The sequence below is a fragment of the Azospirillum oryzae genome (assembly GCF_900177515.1).
In the GTDB taxonomy this organism is placed as follows: domain Bacteria; phylum Pseudomonadota; class Alphaproteobacteria; order Azospirillales; family Azospirillaceae; genus Azospirillum; species Azospirillum oryzae_A.
The window spans coordinates 384,667-402,460 of record NZ_FXAK01000005.1 but is presented as its reverse complement, the minus strand read 5'-3'; the positions used below and the strand labels follow the sequence as shown (position 1 = coordinate 402,460).

The window sequence follows — 17,794 nt, the reverse complement described above, 5'->3', positions numbered from 1 at the left end:
CGAACGGACCGGGGGGAGCCGCAGGGCGCCCCCCGGCGCCCCCCGGCGCCCCCCGGCCGCCGCCGCTGCGGCGAAATTTCGCTGGATCGTTCGCTCGCTCAGCAATCTAATATGTCCGACAAATCAATAATCCCCACGGGAGGGACGCGATGGCGGACGTGTTGGACTTCGGCAGCTTCGATTACATCATCGCGGGCGGCGGCACGGCCGGCTGCGTGCTGGCCAACCGGCTGTCGGCTGATCCGGACGTCTCGGTCCTGCTGCTGGAGGCCGGCGGCAAGGACAGCTGGGTCTGGCTGCACATCCCCGCCGGCTATCTGTTCTGCATCGGCAACCCGCGCACCGACTGGTGCTTCAAGACGGAGTCCGAGCCGGGGCTGAACGGCCGCAGCATCCATTACGCCCGCGGCAAGGTGCTGGGCGGCTGTTCGTCGATCAACGGCATGATCGCCATGCGCGGACAGGCTCGTGATTACGATGAATGGGCTGCCATCACCGGCGACAGCCGCTGGAGCTGGAAGGAGGTGCTGCCGGTCTTCAAGGGCAGCGAGGATTACTGGCGCGGCGCCGACGAGATGCATGGCGCCGGCGGCGAATGGCGGGTGGAGCGGCAGCGGCTGCGCTGGGACCTGCTCGACCGCTTCGCCGAGGCGGCGCAGCAGGCCGGCATCCCGCGCAACGACGACTTCAACCGCGGCGACAATCTCGGCGTCGGCAGTTTCGAGGTGAACCAGAAGGGCGGCATCCGCTGGAGCGCGGCCAAGGCCTTCCTGCGCCCCGCGCTCGACCGCCCGAACCTGAAGCTCGCCATCGAGGCGGCCATCGACAGGGTGGAGATCGCCGACGGGCGCGTCACCGGCATCCGCTTCACCGTGAAGGGGGAGCCGGCGCGGGCGACCTCGAAGATCGAGACGGTGCTGGCGGCAGGCGCCATCGGCAGCCCGGCGATCCTCCAGCGCTCCGGCATCGGCCCGGCGGAGCATCTGAAGAAGCTCGGCATTCCGGTGGTGCTGGACGCGCCGGATGTCGGCGCCAACCTGCAGGACCATCTGCAGCTGCGCATGATCTACAAGGTCGACGGCATCGTCACGCTGAACAAGCGGGCGGGCAGCCTGTTCGGCAAGGCGATGATGGGGCTGGAATACGCGCTGTTCCGCAAAGGGCCGCTGACCATGGCGCCCAGCCAGCTCGGCGTCTTCGCCAAATCGTCGCCGGAGGTCGCGACCGCCGACCTGGAATACCATGTGCAGCCGCTGTCGCTGGAGAAGTTCGGCGATCCGCTGCATGCATTCCCGGCCTTCACCGCCAGCGTCTGCGACCTGCGCCCGGCGTCGCGCGGCTGGACCCGCATCACCAGCGCCGACCACCGCGAGAATCCGGCCATCGCCCCCTGCTACCTGTCCGATCCGGCCGACCGCGCCAAGGCGGCGAAGGCGCTGGCGCTGACCCGGCGGATCGTGGCTCAGCCGGCGCTCGCTCCCTACCACCCGCAGGAATACAAGCCCGGCCCCGGCTTCCAGACCGAAGAGGAGCTGGTGAATGCCGCCGGCGACATCGGCACCACCATCTTCCACCCCGTCGGCACCTGCCGGATGGGCGGCAAGGACGACGCCACCGCCGTCACCGATGCGGAGATGCGGGTGCGCGGCGTGCGCGGCTTGCGGGTGATCGACGCCTCGGTGATGCCGACGCTGACCTCCGGCAACACCAACACGCCGACGGTGATGATCGCCGAACGCGGCGCCGCCCTGATGCGGGCCGACCGCCGCGCGGCCCTGAAAGGGTAGCCCCGTCGGAAAGCACGGCCGACGGCGCAAAAATTTCGCTCTGTGACCTAACAATCAGCAATGGGATTTTCCGATCACCCCCGATCCACGGCCAACCCGCAAAATCATTTGCCTGCGAAAGGCGCAGACTTGTCCCCAACGATAGAATCCGAGGGGACGAGAGATGGACGGCATGCCGAAGGGCCTGCGGGCGGAACAGCCGGCGATCGATGACAGCTATCGCCTGGACGACCGCTATGCCCGCGCGGAGGGCCAGGTGTATCTGTCCGGCACCCAGGCGCTGGTCAGGCTGCTGCTGCTCCAGGCGGAAAGCGACCGGCGGGCCGGGCTGAACACCGCCGGCTTCGTCAGCGGCTATCGCGGGTCGCCGCTGGGCGGGCTGGATCAGGCGCTGTGGCAGGCCCGCAAGCATCTCGACGCCAACGCCATCAGCTTCGTCCCCGGCGTGAACGAGGATTTGGGCGCCACCGCCGTGATGGGGACCCAGCAGGTCGAATCGTCGGGCGAGGGCACCGTCGATGGCGTGTTCGGCATGTGGTACGGCAAGGGGCCGGGGGTGGACCGCTCCGGCGACGTGCTGAAGCATGCCAACGCCTATGGCAGCTCGCCGCGCGGCGGCGTACTGGCGGTGGCCGGCGACGACCATGGCTGTGTGTCCTCCAGCATGCCGCACCAGAGCGATCTTGCGATGATCGCGTGGTCGATGCCGGTGCTGAACCCGTCGGGCGTGCGCGAATTCCTCGATTTCGGGCTCTACGGCTATGCCCTGTCGCGTTTTTCCGGCGCCTGGGTCGGGTTCAAGGCGATCTCTGAATCGGTGGAAAGCTCCGCCACGGTACGGCTGCCGTCGCTGGACCGCGGCTTTTTGCCGGTGGAGTTCGAACCGCCGCCGGGGGGCTTGCATTACCGCTGGCCCGACCTGCCCAGCCTCGCCATCGAGGAGCGGCTGGCCGCCAAGGTCGCGGCGGTGAAGGCCTTCGCCCGCGTCAACTGCATCGACCGGACTGTGTTGGGTAAGGGCGGGTGGCTGCGCATCGTCACGACCGGCAAGGCGCATCTCGACCTGATGGAGGCGCTGCGTGTGCTGGGCATCGGCCCGGTCGAGGCGGCGGAGATCGGGCTGTCGGTCCACAAGATAGGCCTGTCCTGGCCGCTGGAGCCCGACTTCGCCCTTTCCGTCGCCCGTGGCGCGGAAGAAATTCTGGTGGTCGAGGAAAAGGCCCCCGTCGTCGAGGGCCAGCTGAAGGACCTGCTGTTCCACCTGCCGGCCGGCGAGCGCCCGCGCGCCGTGGTCGGCAAGACCGACGAGTTCGGCGCCTCTCTTCTGCCCGCCACCGGCGAGCTTCGCCCCTGGATCGTCGCCAAGGCGCTGGTGGAGCGCATCCGCCACCGCTTGCCCCAACGGGACTTCTCGGCCCGTCTCGCCGACCTGCTGCCGGGCGAAGCCCCCGCCGCCCCTGCCCTGCCCCGCACCCCCTATTTCTGCTCCGGCTGCCCGCACAACAGCTCGACCAAGGTGCCGGAGGGCAGCAAGGCGATGGCGGGCATCGGCTGCCATTTCATGGCGTCGTGGATGGACCGCGACACGGTCGGCCTCAGCCAGATGGGCGGCGAGGGCGTCAGCTGGATCGGGCAGTCGCGCTACAGCAACCGCCCGCACATCTTCCAGAATCTGGGCGAGGGCACCTATTTCCATTCCGGCCTGCTGGCGATCCGGCAGGCGGTGGCCGCCAAGGTCAACATCACCTACAAGATCCTGTTCAACGACGCCGTGGCCATGACCGGCGGCCAGCCGGTGGACGGCCCGATCTCCGTCGACGCCATCACCCGCCAACTGGCGGCGGAGGGCATCACCCGCATCGCCGTGGTCAGCGACGCGCCGGAACAGTACGACAGCCGCAGCGGTCTCGCCCCCTTCACCACCGTGCATCACCGCGAGGAGTTGGACGCCGTCCAGCGCGAGATGCGCGAAATTCCGGGCGTCACCGCCATCGTCTATGAACAGACCTGCGCCGCCGAGAAACGCCGCCGGCGCAAGCGCGGCACCATGGCCGACCCGGCCCGCCGCATGGTCATCAACGATCTGGTCTGCGAAGGCTGCGGCGATTGCGGCAAGAAGTCGAACTGCCTGTCGGTGCAGCCCAAGCAGACCGAATTCGGGGTGAAGCGGCAGATCGACCAGTCCAGCTGCAACAAGGATTATTCCTGCGCCGACGGCTTCTGCCCCAGCTTCGTCTCGGTGATGGGCGGAACCTTGCGCAAGCCGAACCCGGACAAGGTCGCCGCCCGCTTCGCCGACGATCTGGCCGCCCTTCCGCTGCCGCATTATTCCGCAGCCGAGGATCCGGCCGAGATCCTGGCCGAGATTTTGATTGTGGGCGTCGGCGGCACCGGCGTCGTCACCGTCGGCGCCGTGCTGGCGATGGCCGCCCATCTGGAGGGCAAGGCGTCCTCCGCGCTCGACTTCATGGGCTTCGCGCAGAAGGGCGGCGCCGTCTACAGCTACCTTCGGGTGGCCGGCGACGCGGCGCGGCTCAATCAGGCGCGGATCGATCCGAAGCAGGCGCAGCTGGTTCTGGCCTGCGACACGGTGGTCGCCGCCTCTCCCGACGCGCTGAAGACGGTGCGCCTGGGCCGGACGCGGGTGGTGGCGAACGCCCATGTCGCCCCGACCGGCGCCTTCACCCGCGACGGAACCAAGCTTCCCGATGCCGGCGGGCTGCTGCGCAGCTTGCGCCGCGCCGCCGGGCCCGACCGGGTGGAGGTGGTGGACGCCAACCGGGTGGTCACCGCCCTATTCGGCGACAGCATCCTCGCCAACGTCTTCCTGATGGGCGTCGCCTTCCAGAAGGGGCTGCTGCCGGTCGGGCTGGAGGCGCTGACCCGCGCCATCGAACTGAACGGCACCGGCGTCCCCGCCAACCTGCGCGCCTTCGCCTTCGGCCGCCTCGCCGCGCACCGGCCGGAGCTGCTGGCGACCCTGGGCGCGGAGGAGGAGGCGCCGGCAACCGACCTCGCCACCATCGTCGAGCGCCGGGCCGCCTTCCTTACCGACTATCAGGACCGCGCCTATGCCGACCGTTACCGCGCGCTGGTGGAGCGGGCGCGGCAGGCGGAGGCCCGCGTCGCCCCCGGTTCGACCGTACTGGCGGAGGCGGTGGCGCGCAGCGCCTTCAAGCTGATGGCCTACAAGGACGAGTATGAGGTGGCCCGCCTGCACAGCGATCCGGCCTTTGCCAAAAGCCTGGAGGAGCGGTTCGAGGGCGACTGGAAGCCGGTCTTCCACCTCGCTCCGCCGCTGCTGTCGCGCGACACCAATGGCTATGGCGAGCCGCGCAAGATGGCGCTGGGCGCCTGGATCCTGCCGGTGTTCCGCGGGCTGGCGGCGATGAAAAAGCTGCGCGGCACCGCGCTCGATCCGTTCGGCTACACGGCGGAACGGAAGATGGAGCGTGCCCTGATCGCCCGCTACGAGGCGACCGTGGCGGAGATCGCCGAGCGGCTGTCGGCCGATCGCCTCGCCACCGCGGTGGAGCTGGCGGCACTGCCGCAGGAGATCCGCGGTTTCGGCCCGGTCAAGCACCGCGCGCTCGAAGCGGTCGAGCCGCGCTGGCGGGCGCTGGAACAGCGGATGCGCGAACGCCCGGCACAGGCGGCGTGAGGCGGCCTCATTTCTCCAGGAAGTGCAGGAAGGGAAAGGCTTCGAAGTCGAAGCGGATCAGGCCATGCTGTCCCGCGGCTCCGCCATCAGCCGGGAACGGGCGGCGGCGGCGACCCGGTCCAGCGTCGCGTCCGCCATCACCCCGGTCTGGATCGCCACGACAGCCGTGCCGAACAGATTCCTGCCGGCATCGCCATGGCCCCCGTCGGCGGCACGGCCGAAGGCTTCGATGGCCTCATCCAGCACCTCCCGGTCCACCAGACGCCCGGCGGTCGCCAGCGTCGCGGCCATCAACCGGCTCGCCGCCAGCCGGCACAGGCCGAGCCGGAACAGGCAGTCGGGCCTGCCCGCCTACATCCCACCCAGATCCTGCGCCTCCAGCACCGTTTCCGGCAGGGTCAGCGACAGCCCGTCGAAGGGGGCGAGCATGGCGCGGATGTTGGAGCCGACGCCGCAGGCCCGGTATTCCAGACGCACCGCCTCGATCCGTTCCGGCAGCATCCGCTTGTGGTCGGTGATCAGCTGCCACGCCAGGACGCAGCTGTTCACCCCGTCCTGGGCGGTGACATAGTCGTAGTCGCCGTAGCGGTTGCGGCGGGCGGCGTCGGCGACCTTGACGGTCATCTCCGGAAACTCGCGCTTGGTCGTCGCCAGCAGCGTTTCCATGGTGTAGAGCGGCACCGGGAAAACGCGCGGCGGCTGGACCAGGGCGCCGAACAGGCTGTCAGGCAGGGTCTGCACGTCGATGGTCAGGCGGTTCTCGCCCGGCAGGACCGTCGGATTGCCCAGCACGACGATGTAGGATTTGTAGACGGCGCCGGTGTCGCGCATGCGGGCGGCGACGATGGGGAAGTCGCGGCTGTCCGGCAGGGTCACCGGCAGCGCCGCCGGCTGCACGCGCCGCCAGGGGGTGGGCGACTGGGTCAGGTTGTCGCGGACCCAGCCGGCACAGCCGGAGGTCAGCAGCGTCGTCGCCGCCAAAACCGACAACAGCGCCGCGCGTCGCCGGCCAATCCGGGCCGTACCGGAAATCGGAGAACCGGAAATCGGAGTCTCGGGCATCGGGGCTCCCTTACCAGTCATGGTAAATGGTCTTCCAGGTGATGGTGACGCCTTCGCGCGATTCCTCGGTGCTCAGCCGGTCGTCGACGGACTTGAACTGGGCATAGGCCTCGTCGAAGCGCATCAGGTTGTAGAGCGCCCAGCCGCGCAGGATCCCGAGGTTCCGCGGCTCCGGCGTCAGCTCCTTGCGGGCGTCGAGCAGGCGCAGAACGTCGTTGTAACGCTTGTCCTCCAGCGCCCGGTTCGCCTCCGTCGCCATCAGCGACGCGCGGATCTCCGCCTTCTGCGCCGGGGTCATGTTGGCGCGCGGCAGGTCGCGGGTCAGCCCGACCGTGTCGCCGGTGGCCAGCCGCGCCACCGCCTGACCATAGGCGTTCTCCTGCGCCGCCGTCGCCTTCTGCGGCAGGCCGGCCGCCGCCGGCGTGCGTCCACCCGCTCCGGCGGATTGGCCGCCCTTCGCCGGTTCGCGCGCGGCCATCGCCTGAGCCTCGGCGAAGGCGGCCTCGGCCTCCGACGGGCGTTTCATCTCCAGCAGGCACCAGCCGCGCTGCTGCAGAAGGGCGGCGGTCGGGCCGCTCTTGGCGATGCTGCTGCGGATGATGCTGAGGCACTCGGCAAAGTCCTGGCGGGCCAGCGCCCGGTCAAGCTCGCTCGGCCCCTGCGGGCCGCTGCGCCCGCCGCCAGCCCCGCGCGGTGGGTCCACCGCCTTCAGCGCCTGATCGATCCGGCTCGACTTGCCCTTCCAGGGCGCTGCCGCGGCGCGGGCCTGCGCCTTCTCGCCCAGGCCGTTGTAGGCCAGCACCAGCCCTTCCGCCGACTTGTCGGACGGCGCCCAGCCGTTGGCCTGCGAGAACCAGCTCTGCGCTTCGGCGAAGTTCTTCTGCTTCTGGAAATACCAGCCGAGCGCGATGGCGCCGTCGGCGTCCTGCTTGTCGCGGACGATGCCCTGGATGCGCGACAGGTCGGCCGCCGACAGGGCGCCGGGCTTCGCCCCTGAACTGGCGGCGCCCAGACGCTCCAGCAACCGGCCGGTCTCCAACTCCGCTTCCGCGGTGCGGACGGTGGAGTAATCCTCCCCCTTCGCCGGGTTGGCGGTGGCGCCCAGCGCGGTCAGTTCGCGCAGCTGGTCCGGGCTGAGATAGCGCGACGCCTTGAAGATGGTGTCGCGCCGCTCCTTCGCCTTGGGGCAGGTGCTGACGATCGTCCGGTAGGTGTCGAAGGCGCGGTCGGCCTGCTTCAGCTCGGCATAGGCCTCGGCCAGCCGCCACGCGTTGTCCAGCCGGTTGCAGGCCACCGCCTCCGGATGGGCGGCGGCGGCATCGACCACCTCCTGCCAGCGCCTGGTGTCGCTGGCCGAGCGGATGCGGCCGGCGCTCTCGGCGGTGTCGAGTTCCTGCAGAAGCTTGTCGGACGGCTGCCAGGACGGCGACTTGCGCCGCTGCTCGGCGATGGCCGCCCGCGCCTCCGCCACCTTGCCGGCGGACAGCAGGTTCCAGAACGGCGTCTCGTCGACACCGGGGGTGGTCGGCTGCGGCGCGAACAGGTCCTTCGGCGGTTCCCAACCCGGATCGAGCGCACGCAGACGGGCGATCTCCGCCTCAAGCCGCTCGCCGTCGCCGATGCGGGCGTAATAGCGCAGCGCCGTCTCGTCCACCTTGCCGGCGGCGGGGGCGGAGCCGCTGCCGGGTGCCGGCGCCACCTCCACCTTCACGCCGGGGGCCAGCGCGCGGGCGCCGCCGCTCGACTGCGCCCAGGCGCCGTTTCCGGCACCGGTGGCGGCGATGCCGGCGAGAAGAAGGGCGGAAAGCAGGACAGGACGGGTCACGGATCGATCCCCAGGCTTTGCGCCGCCAGCGCGGACAGGTGGGCCAAGGTGGTGGAGTAATAGTCTTCGTCGGGTGCCAGCGGCGGCACCGTCACCGCGTCACCGGCCCCGGCAAGGCGGCAGGCCAGCCGATAGACCGCCAGCATGCCGACCGACGCCGCCACCTGGGTGGTGGTGCCGCCCGGCAGGGAGACGGTGGCGGGGACCGCCGTGCCGCCGAACTTCGCGACCAGATCGGCGAAGGGACGGAAATAATAGGGATCGCGGTAGCCGTCCCACGCCAGATAGAGCGGCACCCGCACGGCGTCGTAGCCGTACTGTTTCTTGAAGCCGTCGGCGATGCCCACCGTCCCGGCCGCATCCAGCGTCATCCAGTCCGGCGGCAGCTGGAACCCGCCGAAGCGCGCCTTCGACAGCAGCACCAGCCCGGCATCAGACAGCTTGCCCCAGCGTTCGCCGCCGGGCAGGGCGGCGAAGGCGCGGATGGCCGGAAAGATCCAATAGCTGGGGTTGAGCACCAGCGTCTCGCCCTTGCGGAAGCCGTCGCGTCCCGGCAGCAGGACGGTCAGCCCGGCCTGCTCCACCAGTAGGCCGGAGGCCAGCGCCTTGACGATGCCGGCGGCGGCGGTGCGGTAGGCCTCCGTCTGCCAGACCTCGGCGGCGCGCAGCAGCGCCCAGGCGATCAGCATGTCGCCATCCGACGCGTTGTTGCGGTCGGTGACCCCGCCGTCGGGCGTCCAGCGCCAGGCGGCCAGCCCGTCGCCGCGCACCATCAGCATGCGCTGGGTCCAGCCCCACAGCCGGTCGAAGGCGGCGCGGTCGCCCGCCGCCACCGCCAGCAGCATGCCGTAGCCCTGCCCTTCGGAATGGCTGATGCCCTTGTTGCCGGTGTCGACGATCCGCCCTTCCGGCAGCAGGAAGCGCTCGGCATAGCGGCGCCACGCCGCCCCGTCGAAGGGCGCCGCGCGCAGGTTTCCCGGCAAGGCCGCCGCCAGCCCGAGGGCGGCCGATCCGATCAGCAGGTCGCGCCGCGATACCGTCATGATCCGCTCACGTCCTCTCCACTGCGTTCGCCCCCACTACGTTCATGGTGCCCGCCCTTCAGCAGCAGGCGCATGCTGACCGTCAGCACCACCGCCGTCCCCAGCAGCAGGGCGAACAGAACCTCGATCCGCTGCGACAGGTTGCGGGCCAGAATCAGGATCAGGTTGCCGATGTCAAAGGGATTGAGAATGATCTGATAGGGCCGCGACGCCTCCAGCGTGGTGACGGCCGGCGCCGCGCTGCTCCACAGCGCCCCACCGCCGCGCAGCTTCTCCCACAGGCCGGCCTCGCCCAGGCTGCGCATGGCGCGGTCGACGGCGCGCGGGTCCGAGGCGGTCAGCAGGGTCCAGGTCAGCGGATCGTTGCCGGGAGCCCGGTATTGCAGCAGGGCCGCTTCCGGCAGCGTCTCGGCGGTCTCAGTCAGCGCCACGACGTCGACCGGCGCATCCTCCACCGCCCAGTGGTTGATATACCGCGCCGCCCCGGCCATGATCCGCCGCGCCCAGTCCGGCACCCAGCCATTCCCGGCGGCCGGTTCCTTGGCATCGCCGGCCATCCGCTGCCAGCGGTTCGCCGTTCCGCCGTCCGCCGCCATCGCCGATCCCACCATGGCCATCTGCCCCAGCGGCTGCTGCACGGCACCCGGCCGCGGCGCACCGGCGCGGGCGGCGTTGCCGGACCAGCCCAACCGCAGACGGTCGGCCAGGGCGCGGCGGTCGGCCGCCGCCATCGGCTCGCCCCTCGCCTTGGCCTGGGCGATCAGCGATCCCGCCTCCAGCAGTCCGGCCAGACGGTCGGCGGGAAGCGGCGCGGTGGCGAAGACCGCCTGCGGCAGCGCCGCGACCGGGCCGACGATCAGCGCATTGTCGTTCGGCGCGCCGTCCCAGCCGGTGTAGGGCACCACCGCCATCAGGTCGCCCGCCCGCTGCGCCAGCTTGGCGGTCAGGCTCCAGGCGGCGCCGGACCAGGCGGGGTCGCGCCCGACGACCACGAGGTCGAAGGGCGGCGCCGGCTCGCCCCCGGCGATGCCGCCATAGGGGTAGGCGGTGCTGGCGAAACCGCGCAGGTTGGGCAGGGTGACCAGACGGGCGAAGCCGGGGATCTCGATGCTGGAGCTGTCCAGCAGGGTGAAGGTCGGGCGCCGCACCGCGAAGACGCAGTCGGTGCCGCCGGCCGGCGGCAGTTCCGCTTCGACCTCGATCAGGTTGGGGCCGGGGCGGAACAGCGCCATCGCCAGCGGCATCTCGCCATTCTCGATCACGCCGCTGGACCGCTTGTCGACTTCCATGGCGCCGGCCGACTTGCCGTTCACCCGGACGTTCAGCACCGCACCCGGCCCGAGATTGCCTTCGAAGGCGCCGTTGACATGGAACAGGATGGAGCGGTCGCTGACCGGGGCGAAGCCGGCCGGCAGCGTCAGTGCGACGCGGCCCGTGTAGCGGTAGCCGCTGTGCTGCACCGTCTGGAAGCCCAGTTCCGACAGGCGGTAGCGCCCCTCCGCCTGCACCGGCGGGGGCGGCGGAGCGGCGGGCGCGGTCGCGTCGGCGACGATCATGGCGGTCTGGGTCGGCAGCGGCCGGGTGACGTCGGACAGCCGCATCACCGCCTGATCCACCTCCTGCTGCGTGCGGCCGGAGGCGACGGCAACGAAGCCGCCGCCGGTCCCGTCGCCTGCGGCCGGCAGGGGATAGACCGCCAGGAACGGGCCTGTCACGGCGGCGGCGCGCGCCTCCCCCAGAATCGGGGCGATGCGGTCGCGGGTGCCGATCAGGATGTTCTTGCCGCCCGGCAGCGGCAGGCTTTCCAGCGTCTGCGCCGCACCGCCGGCGGGTTTGGCCGGCACCGGCACCGCCACCACGCGCGGAGTCCGGTCGCCCAGCAGCAGGCCGTAGGACTGCGCCACCATGGCGCCCCAGCCGAGATGGTCGGCGTCGATCTCGCTGCCGGGATAGAGGATCGCCAGCGGTTCGCGCGCCCGGTCGGCGGAAGCCAGCAGCTGGCGCATCATCGCGAGATCGGGTTCCGGCACGCCGCCGTCCGACAGCAGGGTCAGCGAGGACGCCGCCAGATTGACCCGCGCCCACAGGTCGTAGGTGCCGCGGACCGTGCAGATGGCGCGGTGCTGGGCACTGGTCTGGAAGACGATCTGGTTCTCGCCCGGGCGGATCAGGCTGCCCGGCAGGGTGATGGAGGCGTTGACCGGTCCCCGGAAGGCGGCGAGCGGCAGGTCGGCCACCGGCGAGCCGTTGATGAAGACCGACATCGCCCCCTTCTCGGGCAGGATGTCGATGCCGTTCTCGTAGGTCAGCGCCAGCACGGCGGAGGTCAGCCCGACCACCGGCGGCAGGACGGCGCGCAGGACCACCGTCTCCGTCTCGCCGTTGAGAGTGACCTCCGGCTGGTCGTCGCGCAGGTTCGACAGCGGGATCACCCGCTTGTCCGCCGCCGACGCCGGCTGCGCCCAGCCGGCCCACAGGGACAGCAGCGTCAGCACGGTCCAGCAGGCCCGGCGGAGGCCGGTATGAGTGCGCATGCCCGCCATTGCCGTTACGGAGCCTGGAAGGTCAGGATGCGGCGCAGCGCGCCGGGCAGGGCCAGCAGCACATGCCCCAGCCGCGGCACCACCCGGGTGGCGAAGAACAGCAGCCCGCCGAAGAAGGTCGGCGCGGCCACGCGCTTGCGGTCCAGGAAGATGTCCCAGCCGACGCTGTTGCCGAAGACGAAGCGCGCCATCTCCACGATGTCCTGGCGGTCGCGCGGGGCGAACCCGGCACCGACCGCCAGTTCGCCGCCGCGCATCTCGATGCGGAAGATGCGCACGCCGGTGGTGGTCGCCGCCTCCGTCTCCGTCGCGGCGATGGTCAGGACCGGCGTCCGGTCGGGCTGGGCCAGCAGGTCGCGCCATTTCGGATCGACGATCAGCCCGACGCCGCCGGCCGACACGTCGGCGACCGTCAGGTCGATGCTGGTCCCGTCCTCGAACTTCAGCGCCGCCGGACGGTCGACGGTGAAACGCTCCTGCCGGCGGACCCGCTTGCGCTCATAGACGACGGCAAGTCCACCCAGCGCCAGCAGGAAGCTCAAGGAACACCACACCGCCACCGGCACGATGGCGGCGCGGTGTTCCGGGAAGATCGAATAGCGCCAGGCGCAGGCGGCCAGCCCGGCAGCCAGCAGCAGCGTGGTGACGATGAAGGGGGTGGCCAGCGGAGAGAAGCCGTCCTCGTCAACCGACTGGCCCTTGGCGGTCACCTTGAACACCGGGTCGCGCGGCCGGATCATCGTCGCCAGCGCCGCGCGGGAGACGTGGAAGGACTGCAGGTACTCGTACAGTTCCGAGAACAGCGGCCAGCGCATCCGGCCGTGCAGGAACTGCGACAGGAAGGCGGCGGCGAAGACGTGCGGCAGGACGAAGCAGGCGAAGTCCGGCAGGTTGATGCGGTAGATCTCCAGCCCGAACAGGGCATAGCACAGCGGCGACAGCAGGAAGATCGGCCGCCAGAACCAGAAGAACCAGTAAAGCATGGTGCTGGTGTAGCAGAGCCGCTGCGAGATGGTCAGGCCGCGCTTGAAGAGCGGGTTCTTCAGCAGGAACAGCTGGATCATGCCCTGGGTCCAGCGCGAGCGCTGGGCGATGAAGCTGTCGAAGGTTTCCGGCTGCAGCCCGGCGATCAGCGGGCGCGGCAGATAGACGCTGCGCCAGCCGCGCGAATGCAGCTCCAGCGCGGTCTCGCAATCCTCCGTCACCGTGTCGCCGCTGAAACCGCCGACCTCCTCCAGCGCCGCGCGGCGCAGGATGGCGGCGGACCCGCAGAAGAAGGAGCCGTTCCAGCGGTCGAGCCCCGGCTGGATCGAGTAATAGAACATCTCGTTCTCGCTCGGCATCCGCTCGAAGGTGCCGAGGTTGTATTCGACCGGGTCGGGATTGACGAAGAAATGCGGCGTCTGGACCAGGAACAGGCCGGGGTCCTGCTGGAAGAAACCCACCGTCGCCTTCAGGATGCCGACCGTCGGCACATGGTCGGCGTCCAGGATCAGCAGCAGGTCGCCCGACGTCTTGTGGAAGGCGTGGTTGATGTTGCCGGCCTTGGCATGCTCGTTGCGCGGCCGGGTCATGTAGGTGACCTGCAGCCGCTCGCACAGCGCCTGCAGAGTCTCGCGCCGCGCCTTCGCTGCGGCGGCCTGCTCCGGGTTGCTGTGGGCCAGCTTCTGGTCGGTGCCGCCGTCGTCCAGCAGATAGACGTGCAGCTTGTCGCGCGGGTAGTCGATGCAGACCGCGGCGGCCAGCGTCGTCTCCAGCAGTTCCGGCTCCTCGTTGTAGGAGGGGATGTAGACGTCGACGCTGGGCCAGAGGGCGGGATCTCCGGTCGGGGCCGACGGTTCGCGGGCGACGGGGTCGATGATGACGAACAGCGAGGTCAGGAACAGAACGAAGGACAGCGCCTCGGCCGCGAACAGGGTCACGCCGGGGATGAAGTTCACCAGATCGTCCACCGGCGGCATCGTGCCGGTCAGCCGCCAGAAGAAATAGCGGAAGGTGACGAAAGCCAGCAGCAGCACGGTCAGCGTGCGGGCATGCCAGAAACGCTGGGCGAAGCGCCCCAGCACGAAGGCCGCGGCGACCACGCCGGCGGAAATCGCGGCGCTGGCAAATCTTCCGACGGGCAGGGCCGCCAGCGCAAGAAACAAACCCGCCGACAGCAACAACAGAATCCAGAGCAGAACCGACCGCAGCGAGAACCGGCGACTCTTCAGGCTCGACTGTCGTTTGGCTTGCTGCGCCTTATTGTTCAGAGGGCGAACAACGGTCTTGGCGCCGGACGAAGTTGTCATGCGGATCCGCGGAATTGTGCCATTCCACCTTAGTGGGTGCCCCCTTATCGCTCAAGCTTCGTTACAAATCGTTACTGACTCGTGATAAAGATTGCTCAAAAGCCATGCTTCGCGATCCGGTGCGCCCTCGACCGCGGAACCCTGTCGCCGGGGGCCGGCGGCGCCCCGATCGAAGCGCCGCGACTCGGGGATGTGGCGAGGCTCCTCAGCCCGGCGCCCCCGGATAACGCGCGCCCTTCAGCAGGCCGGCGAGATGGGCGGCATTGCGCGCCAGCATGGCATTGGTGGTGGCGACCGGCTTCGGCGTCTCCTTCAACTCGCGATAGTCGGTCGACTGCATCGCCTCTCCGACCCAATAGGTGCCGGCGGTCGCGGCGAGCGTGAAGCCGACGTCGTTCAGCGCCTGGAACAGCTCGGCGCAGACATGGTGGGCGCCGTCCTCGTTGCCGACGACGCAGACCGCGGCGACCTTGCCGAAGGACACCATCCGCCCCTGGTCGTCGGTCTCGCCCAGGAAGGCGTCCATCCGCTCCAGCACCCGCTTGCAGACGGAGGAGGGCTGGCCCAACCAGATCGGCGTGCCGAGCAGCAGGATGTCGGCGTCCAGGATGCGGCGGCGCAGCGCCGGCCAGTCGTCCCCCTCCCCTTCGTCGGACGTCACGCCCGGCTTGATGTTCAGCCCGGCGACCCGCACCACCTCGCCGGCCGCGGAAACACCATGGCCGGCCAGTTCGGACAGCACCTGCCCCAGCAGCACATCGGTCGAGGACGGCTTGTCCGACGCCTTCAATGAACAATTCAGGGCGATGACGGTAAGCGGCGCAGTTGCCATGTTCATGATCCTTTTCCGGTTGGCTCCGCAGCGACTTGGACCGCGGCGCCGGATCGGCAAACAATCGCACCCCGGCCTACCGCCAATGCCCCCGGCCATCCTGCGCAAACTGATCCTTTGCGCGGCTGCCTTGCGCGGTGGCTTGGGCTTGGGGGGATGACGCGGCGCGGGAATGCCGCCATGGTGGCTGACAATTCGTCCACCCACCGGTTGCAGCACGGGATCCGCACAGCCTCCATGCCCGCCTTCGCCCTTCTGTCCGACGCCTTTGCGGTGCTGGCCCCGGTCTTCCTGGTGGCGGCGCTGGGCTATGGCTGGACCCGCCGAAAGCTTCCCTACGACAGCGCCTTCATCACCACCTTCGCGATCAACGTGTCGTCGCCCTGCCTAGTCTTCTCTGCCCTGACCCGGCTGCACCTGTCGGCCGACGTGATGGGGGAGATGGCGCTGGCGGCGACCGCCTGCATGGCGCTGACCGCGCTGGCGTCGGTGCCCGTGCTGCTGGCGAGCGGACTGTCGCTGCGGGTCTATATACCGGCGATGGCCTTTCCCAACGCCGGCAACCTGGGTCTGCCGGTCTGCCTGTTCGCCTTCGGTGAGAACGGCCTCAGCCTTGCCGTCCTGTTCTATGCGGTGATGGCGGTCGGCCAGTTCACGCTGGGGCCGGCGCTGGCCGCCGGGCGGTTCGATTTGGGGCAGATGGCGCGCACGCCGACGATCTACGCGGTGGCGCTGGCGGTGGCGATCCAGCTGGCCGGGCTGCCGCTGCCGCTGTGGATCGGCAACACCACCACGCTGCTGGGCAATTGCGCCGTGCCGTTGATGCTGTTCTCGCTGGGGGTGGCGCTGTCGAAGCTGCGGCTGTCGGGGGCGGTGCGGGCGCTGTCGATGTCGGCCTTCCGGCTGGCGGTCGGCTTCGCCATGGGACTGCTGGTATCCTGGGCGATGGGGCTGACCGGGACCACGCGCGGCGTGGTGCTGGTGCAAAGCTCCATGCCGGTGGCGGTCTTCAACTATCTCTGGGCGTTGCGCTACGGCAATTCGCCGGAGGATGTGGCCGGCATGGTCCTGTGCTCCACCGCCATGGCCTTCGTCGGGCTGCCGGCGCTTCTGATGATCGTGATGCAGTAGGAGGGAGGAAGTTCATGGCGCACAGGCAACACCGCTATGCCGTCCGGCTGAGCTGGACCGGCAATCTCGGCACCGGCACCTCGGGCTACAAGGCCTACAGCCGCGACCACGAGCTGACCGCCGGCACCAAGCCTGCCATTCCCGCGACCTCCGACCCGGCCTTCCGCGGCGATCCGGCGCGCTGGAACCCGGAGGAGATGCTGGTCGGCGCCCTGTCCTCCTGCCATCAGCTCTGGTACCTGCATCTCTGCGCCACCGCCGGGATCACCGTCACCGCCTACAGCGACGAGGCCGAGGGGGTGATGGAGGAGGAAGCCGACGGCGCCGGCCAGTTCACCACCGTCGTTCTGCGGCCGCGGGTGACGCTGGCGCCGGGATCGGACGCCGAAAAGGCGCTCGCGCTGCACCACGACGCCGCGGAGAAATGCTTCATCGCCCGTTCCGTCAACTTCCCGGTCCGGCACGAGCCGACGGTTGAGGTCGAGGGATGAGCAGCGCCCCTCCCCTCTCCGTTTCCCTCTCCGTCCTGGACGCCGTCGCCGGGCGGCGCAGCATCCGCGCCTTCCTGCCGACGCCGGTGGAGCGCGAGACGGTGCTGCGCATCCTCGACCTCGCCGCCCGCGCGCCGAGCGGTTCCAACATCCAGCCCTGGAAGGTCCATGCCATCGCCGGGGAGGCGCGCGCCGCCCTGTCGGCGGAACTGCTGGCCGCCCATGAGGCGGGGGAGCCGGAGGTGCCGGAATATCCCTATTACCCGGAAAACTGGCGGGAGCCCTATCTCGGCCGTCGCCGGGCTGTGGGATGGGCGCTCTACGGCTCGATCGGCATCGGCAAGGGCGACCGGGAACGGATGGCGCGTCAGCACGGCCGCAACTGGCTGTTCTTCGGGGCGCCGGTCGGGCTGTTCTTCTCCATCGACCGCGACATGGGCAAGGGCGCCTGGCTCGACCTCGGCATGTTCATGCAGAATGTCATGATCGTCGCCCGCGGCTTCGGGCTGGAGACCTGCCCGCAGGCGGCCTTCTGCTACCGCCACGCCATCACCGCCCGCCATCTGGGGCTGCCCGACACGGAAATCATCGCCAGCGGCATGGCGCTGGGCTTCGCCGACTGGTCGGCGCCGGAGAACAACTTCCCGACCGAGCGCGAACCGGCTGAGGCGTTCACCCGCTTCACCGGCTTCTGAAACCGACGCTTCTTAGAGGGTGACGAATCCGCTGGGCGCCGCCGCCGACGGGGCGCAGGGCGACAGCAGCCGGGAGACGAAGGCGGCGGTCTGCACCAGGACGCGCGGCGAGAAGGGCTTGGCGATATAGCCCAGCCCGACGCCGCCGGCCTGGGCCTTGCTGGGCGGATTCCCGGTTGCGAAGACGCACGGGATCCCCATCGCCTTCAGTTCGCGGGCGACGTCCAGCCCGTTCGACCCGTTGGCCAGCTTGATGTCGACGAACGCCATGTCGGGGGTCTCCTTCCCGGCCAGGGCGAGGGCGGAGGGCAGATCCTCCGCGATCCCCGTCACCTCGTGGCCGGCGGACTGAAGCGTCAGCGCCACGCCCTCGGCGATCAGAAATTCGTCTTCTATGATCAATATCTTCATTGTTTTTCTTGTAATTTTTGCA

13 protein-coding genes are annotated in these 17,794 nt (G+C 69.8%); 5 read left to right on the top strand and 8 right to left on the bottom strand.

Translation table 11 applies throughout. The features are described from left to right. Positions 1–149 precede the first annotated feature (149 nt). Positions 150–1,787: a GMC family oxidoreductase gene (locus tag B9N97_RS10255; protein WP_085085975.1), complete on the top strand. Its 1,638-nt coding sequence runs from the start codon at positions 150–152 to the stop codon at positions 1,785–1,787. Between the two features lie 163 nt (positions 1,788–1,950). Further along, the gene (locus B9N97_RS10250; protein ID WP_085085973.1) at positions 1,951–5,448 is read left to right on the top strand and encodes an indolepyruvate ferredoxin oxidoreductase family protein; all 3,498 of its coding nucleotides are present in this window, start codon (positions 1,951–1,953) and stop codon (positions 5,446–5,448) included. A gap of 57 nt (positions 5,449–5,505) precedes the next feature. Here B9N97_RS10250 and B9N97_RS10245 read toward each other — a convergent pair whose 3' ends face one another. From B9N97_RS10245 to B9N97_RS10215, 7 genes are all read right to left on the bottom strand, one after another. Further along, complete coding sequence (locus tag B9N97_RS10245; protein WP_085085971.1) at positions 5,506–5,739, bottom strand: hypothetical protein; 234 nt, start codon at positions 5,737–5,739, stop codon at positions 5,506–5,508. A gap of 60 nt (positions 5,740–5,799) precedes the next feature. After that, entirely contained in the window at positions 5,800–6,510 is a 711-nt protein-coding gene (gene bcsN, locus B9N97_RS10240) for a cellulose biosynthesis protein BcsN (protein ID WP_244560650.1), read from the bottom strand. Positions 6,511–6,520: 10 nt separating this feature from the next. Then, positions 6,521–8,335, bottom strand: a complete 1,815-nt coding sequence (locus tag B9N97_RS10235; RefSeq protein ID WP_085085968.1) for a hypothetical protein — start codon at positions 8,333–8,335, stop codon at positions 6,521–6,523. Continuing rightward, on the bottom strand, positions 8,332–9,378 hold the full coding sequence (locus tag B9N97_RS10230; RefSeq protein WP_085085966.1) for a glycosyl hydrolase family 8: 1,047 nt from the start codon (positions 9,376–9,378) through the stop codon (positions 8,332–8,334). Before B9N97_RS10230 ends, B9N97_RS10235 begins: the two co-directional genes overlap by 4 nt. Further along, positions 9,375–11,912, bottom strand: a complete 2,538-nt coding sequence (locus B9N97_RS10225; RefSeq protein ID WP_244560649.1) for a cellulose biosynthesis cyclic di-GMP-binding regulatory protein BcsB — start codon at positions 11,910–11,912, stop codon at positions 9,375–9,377. Before B9N97_RS10225 ends, B9N97_RS10230 begins: the two co-directional genes overlap by 4 nt. Positions 11,913–11,926: 14 nt before the next feature. Beyond that, a complete protein-coding gene (bcsA, locus tag B9N97_RS10220) occupies positions 11,927–14,212 on the bottom strand; it encodes a UDP-forming cellulose synthase catalytic subunit (protein WP_085085962.1) in 2,286 nt (761 codons plus the stop codon). A 205-nt stretch (positions 14,213–14,417) separates the two neighbouring features. Beyond that, the gene (locus B9N97_RS10215; RefSeq protein ID WP_244560647.1) at positions 14,418–15,050 is read right to left on the bottom strand and encodes a flavodoxin family protein; all 633 of its coding nucleotides are present in this window, start codon (positions 15,048–15,050) and stop codon (positions 14,418–14,420) included. Between the two features lie 174 nt (positions 15,051–15,224). Between B9N97_RS10215 and B9N97_RS10210 the strand changes: the two genes are divergently transcribed. From B9N97_RS10210 to B9N97_RS10200, 3 genes are read left to right on the top strand one after another with little or no spacing between them, the layout of a single operon-like run. Further along, positions 15,225–16,175: an AEC family transporter gene (locus B9N97_RS10210; protein WP_244560646.1), complete on the top strand. Its 951-nt coding sequence runs from the start codon at positions 15,225–15,227 to the stop codon at positions 16,173–16,175. A 14-nt stretch (positions 16,176–16,189) separates the two neighbouring features. Further along, entirely contained in the window at positions 16,190–16,666 is a 477-nt protein-coding gene (locus tag B9N97_RS10205; RefSeq protein WP_085085958.1) for an OsmC family protein, read from the top strand. Next, a complete protein-coding gene (locus B9N97_RS10200) occupies positions 16,663–17,361 on the top strand; it encodes a nitroreductase (RefSeq protein ID WP_085085956.1) in 699 nt (232 codons plus the stop codon). Before B9N97_RS10205 ends, B9N97_RS10200 begins: the two co-directional genes overlap by 4 nt. Before the next feature lie 12 nt (positions 17,362–17,373). On the opposite strand, the gene B9N97_RS10195 is transcribed toward B9N97_RS10200, so the two are convergent. After that, positions 17,374–17,772, bottom strand: coding sequence for a response regulator (locus B9N97_RS10195; RefSeq protein WP_085085954.1), 399 nt, complete (start codon positions 17,770–17,772; stop codon positions 17,374–17,376). Positions 17,773–17,794 lie beyond the last annotated feature (22 nt).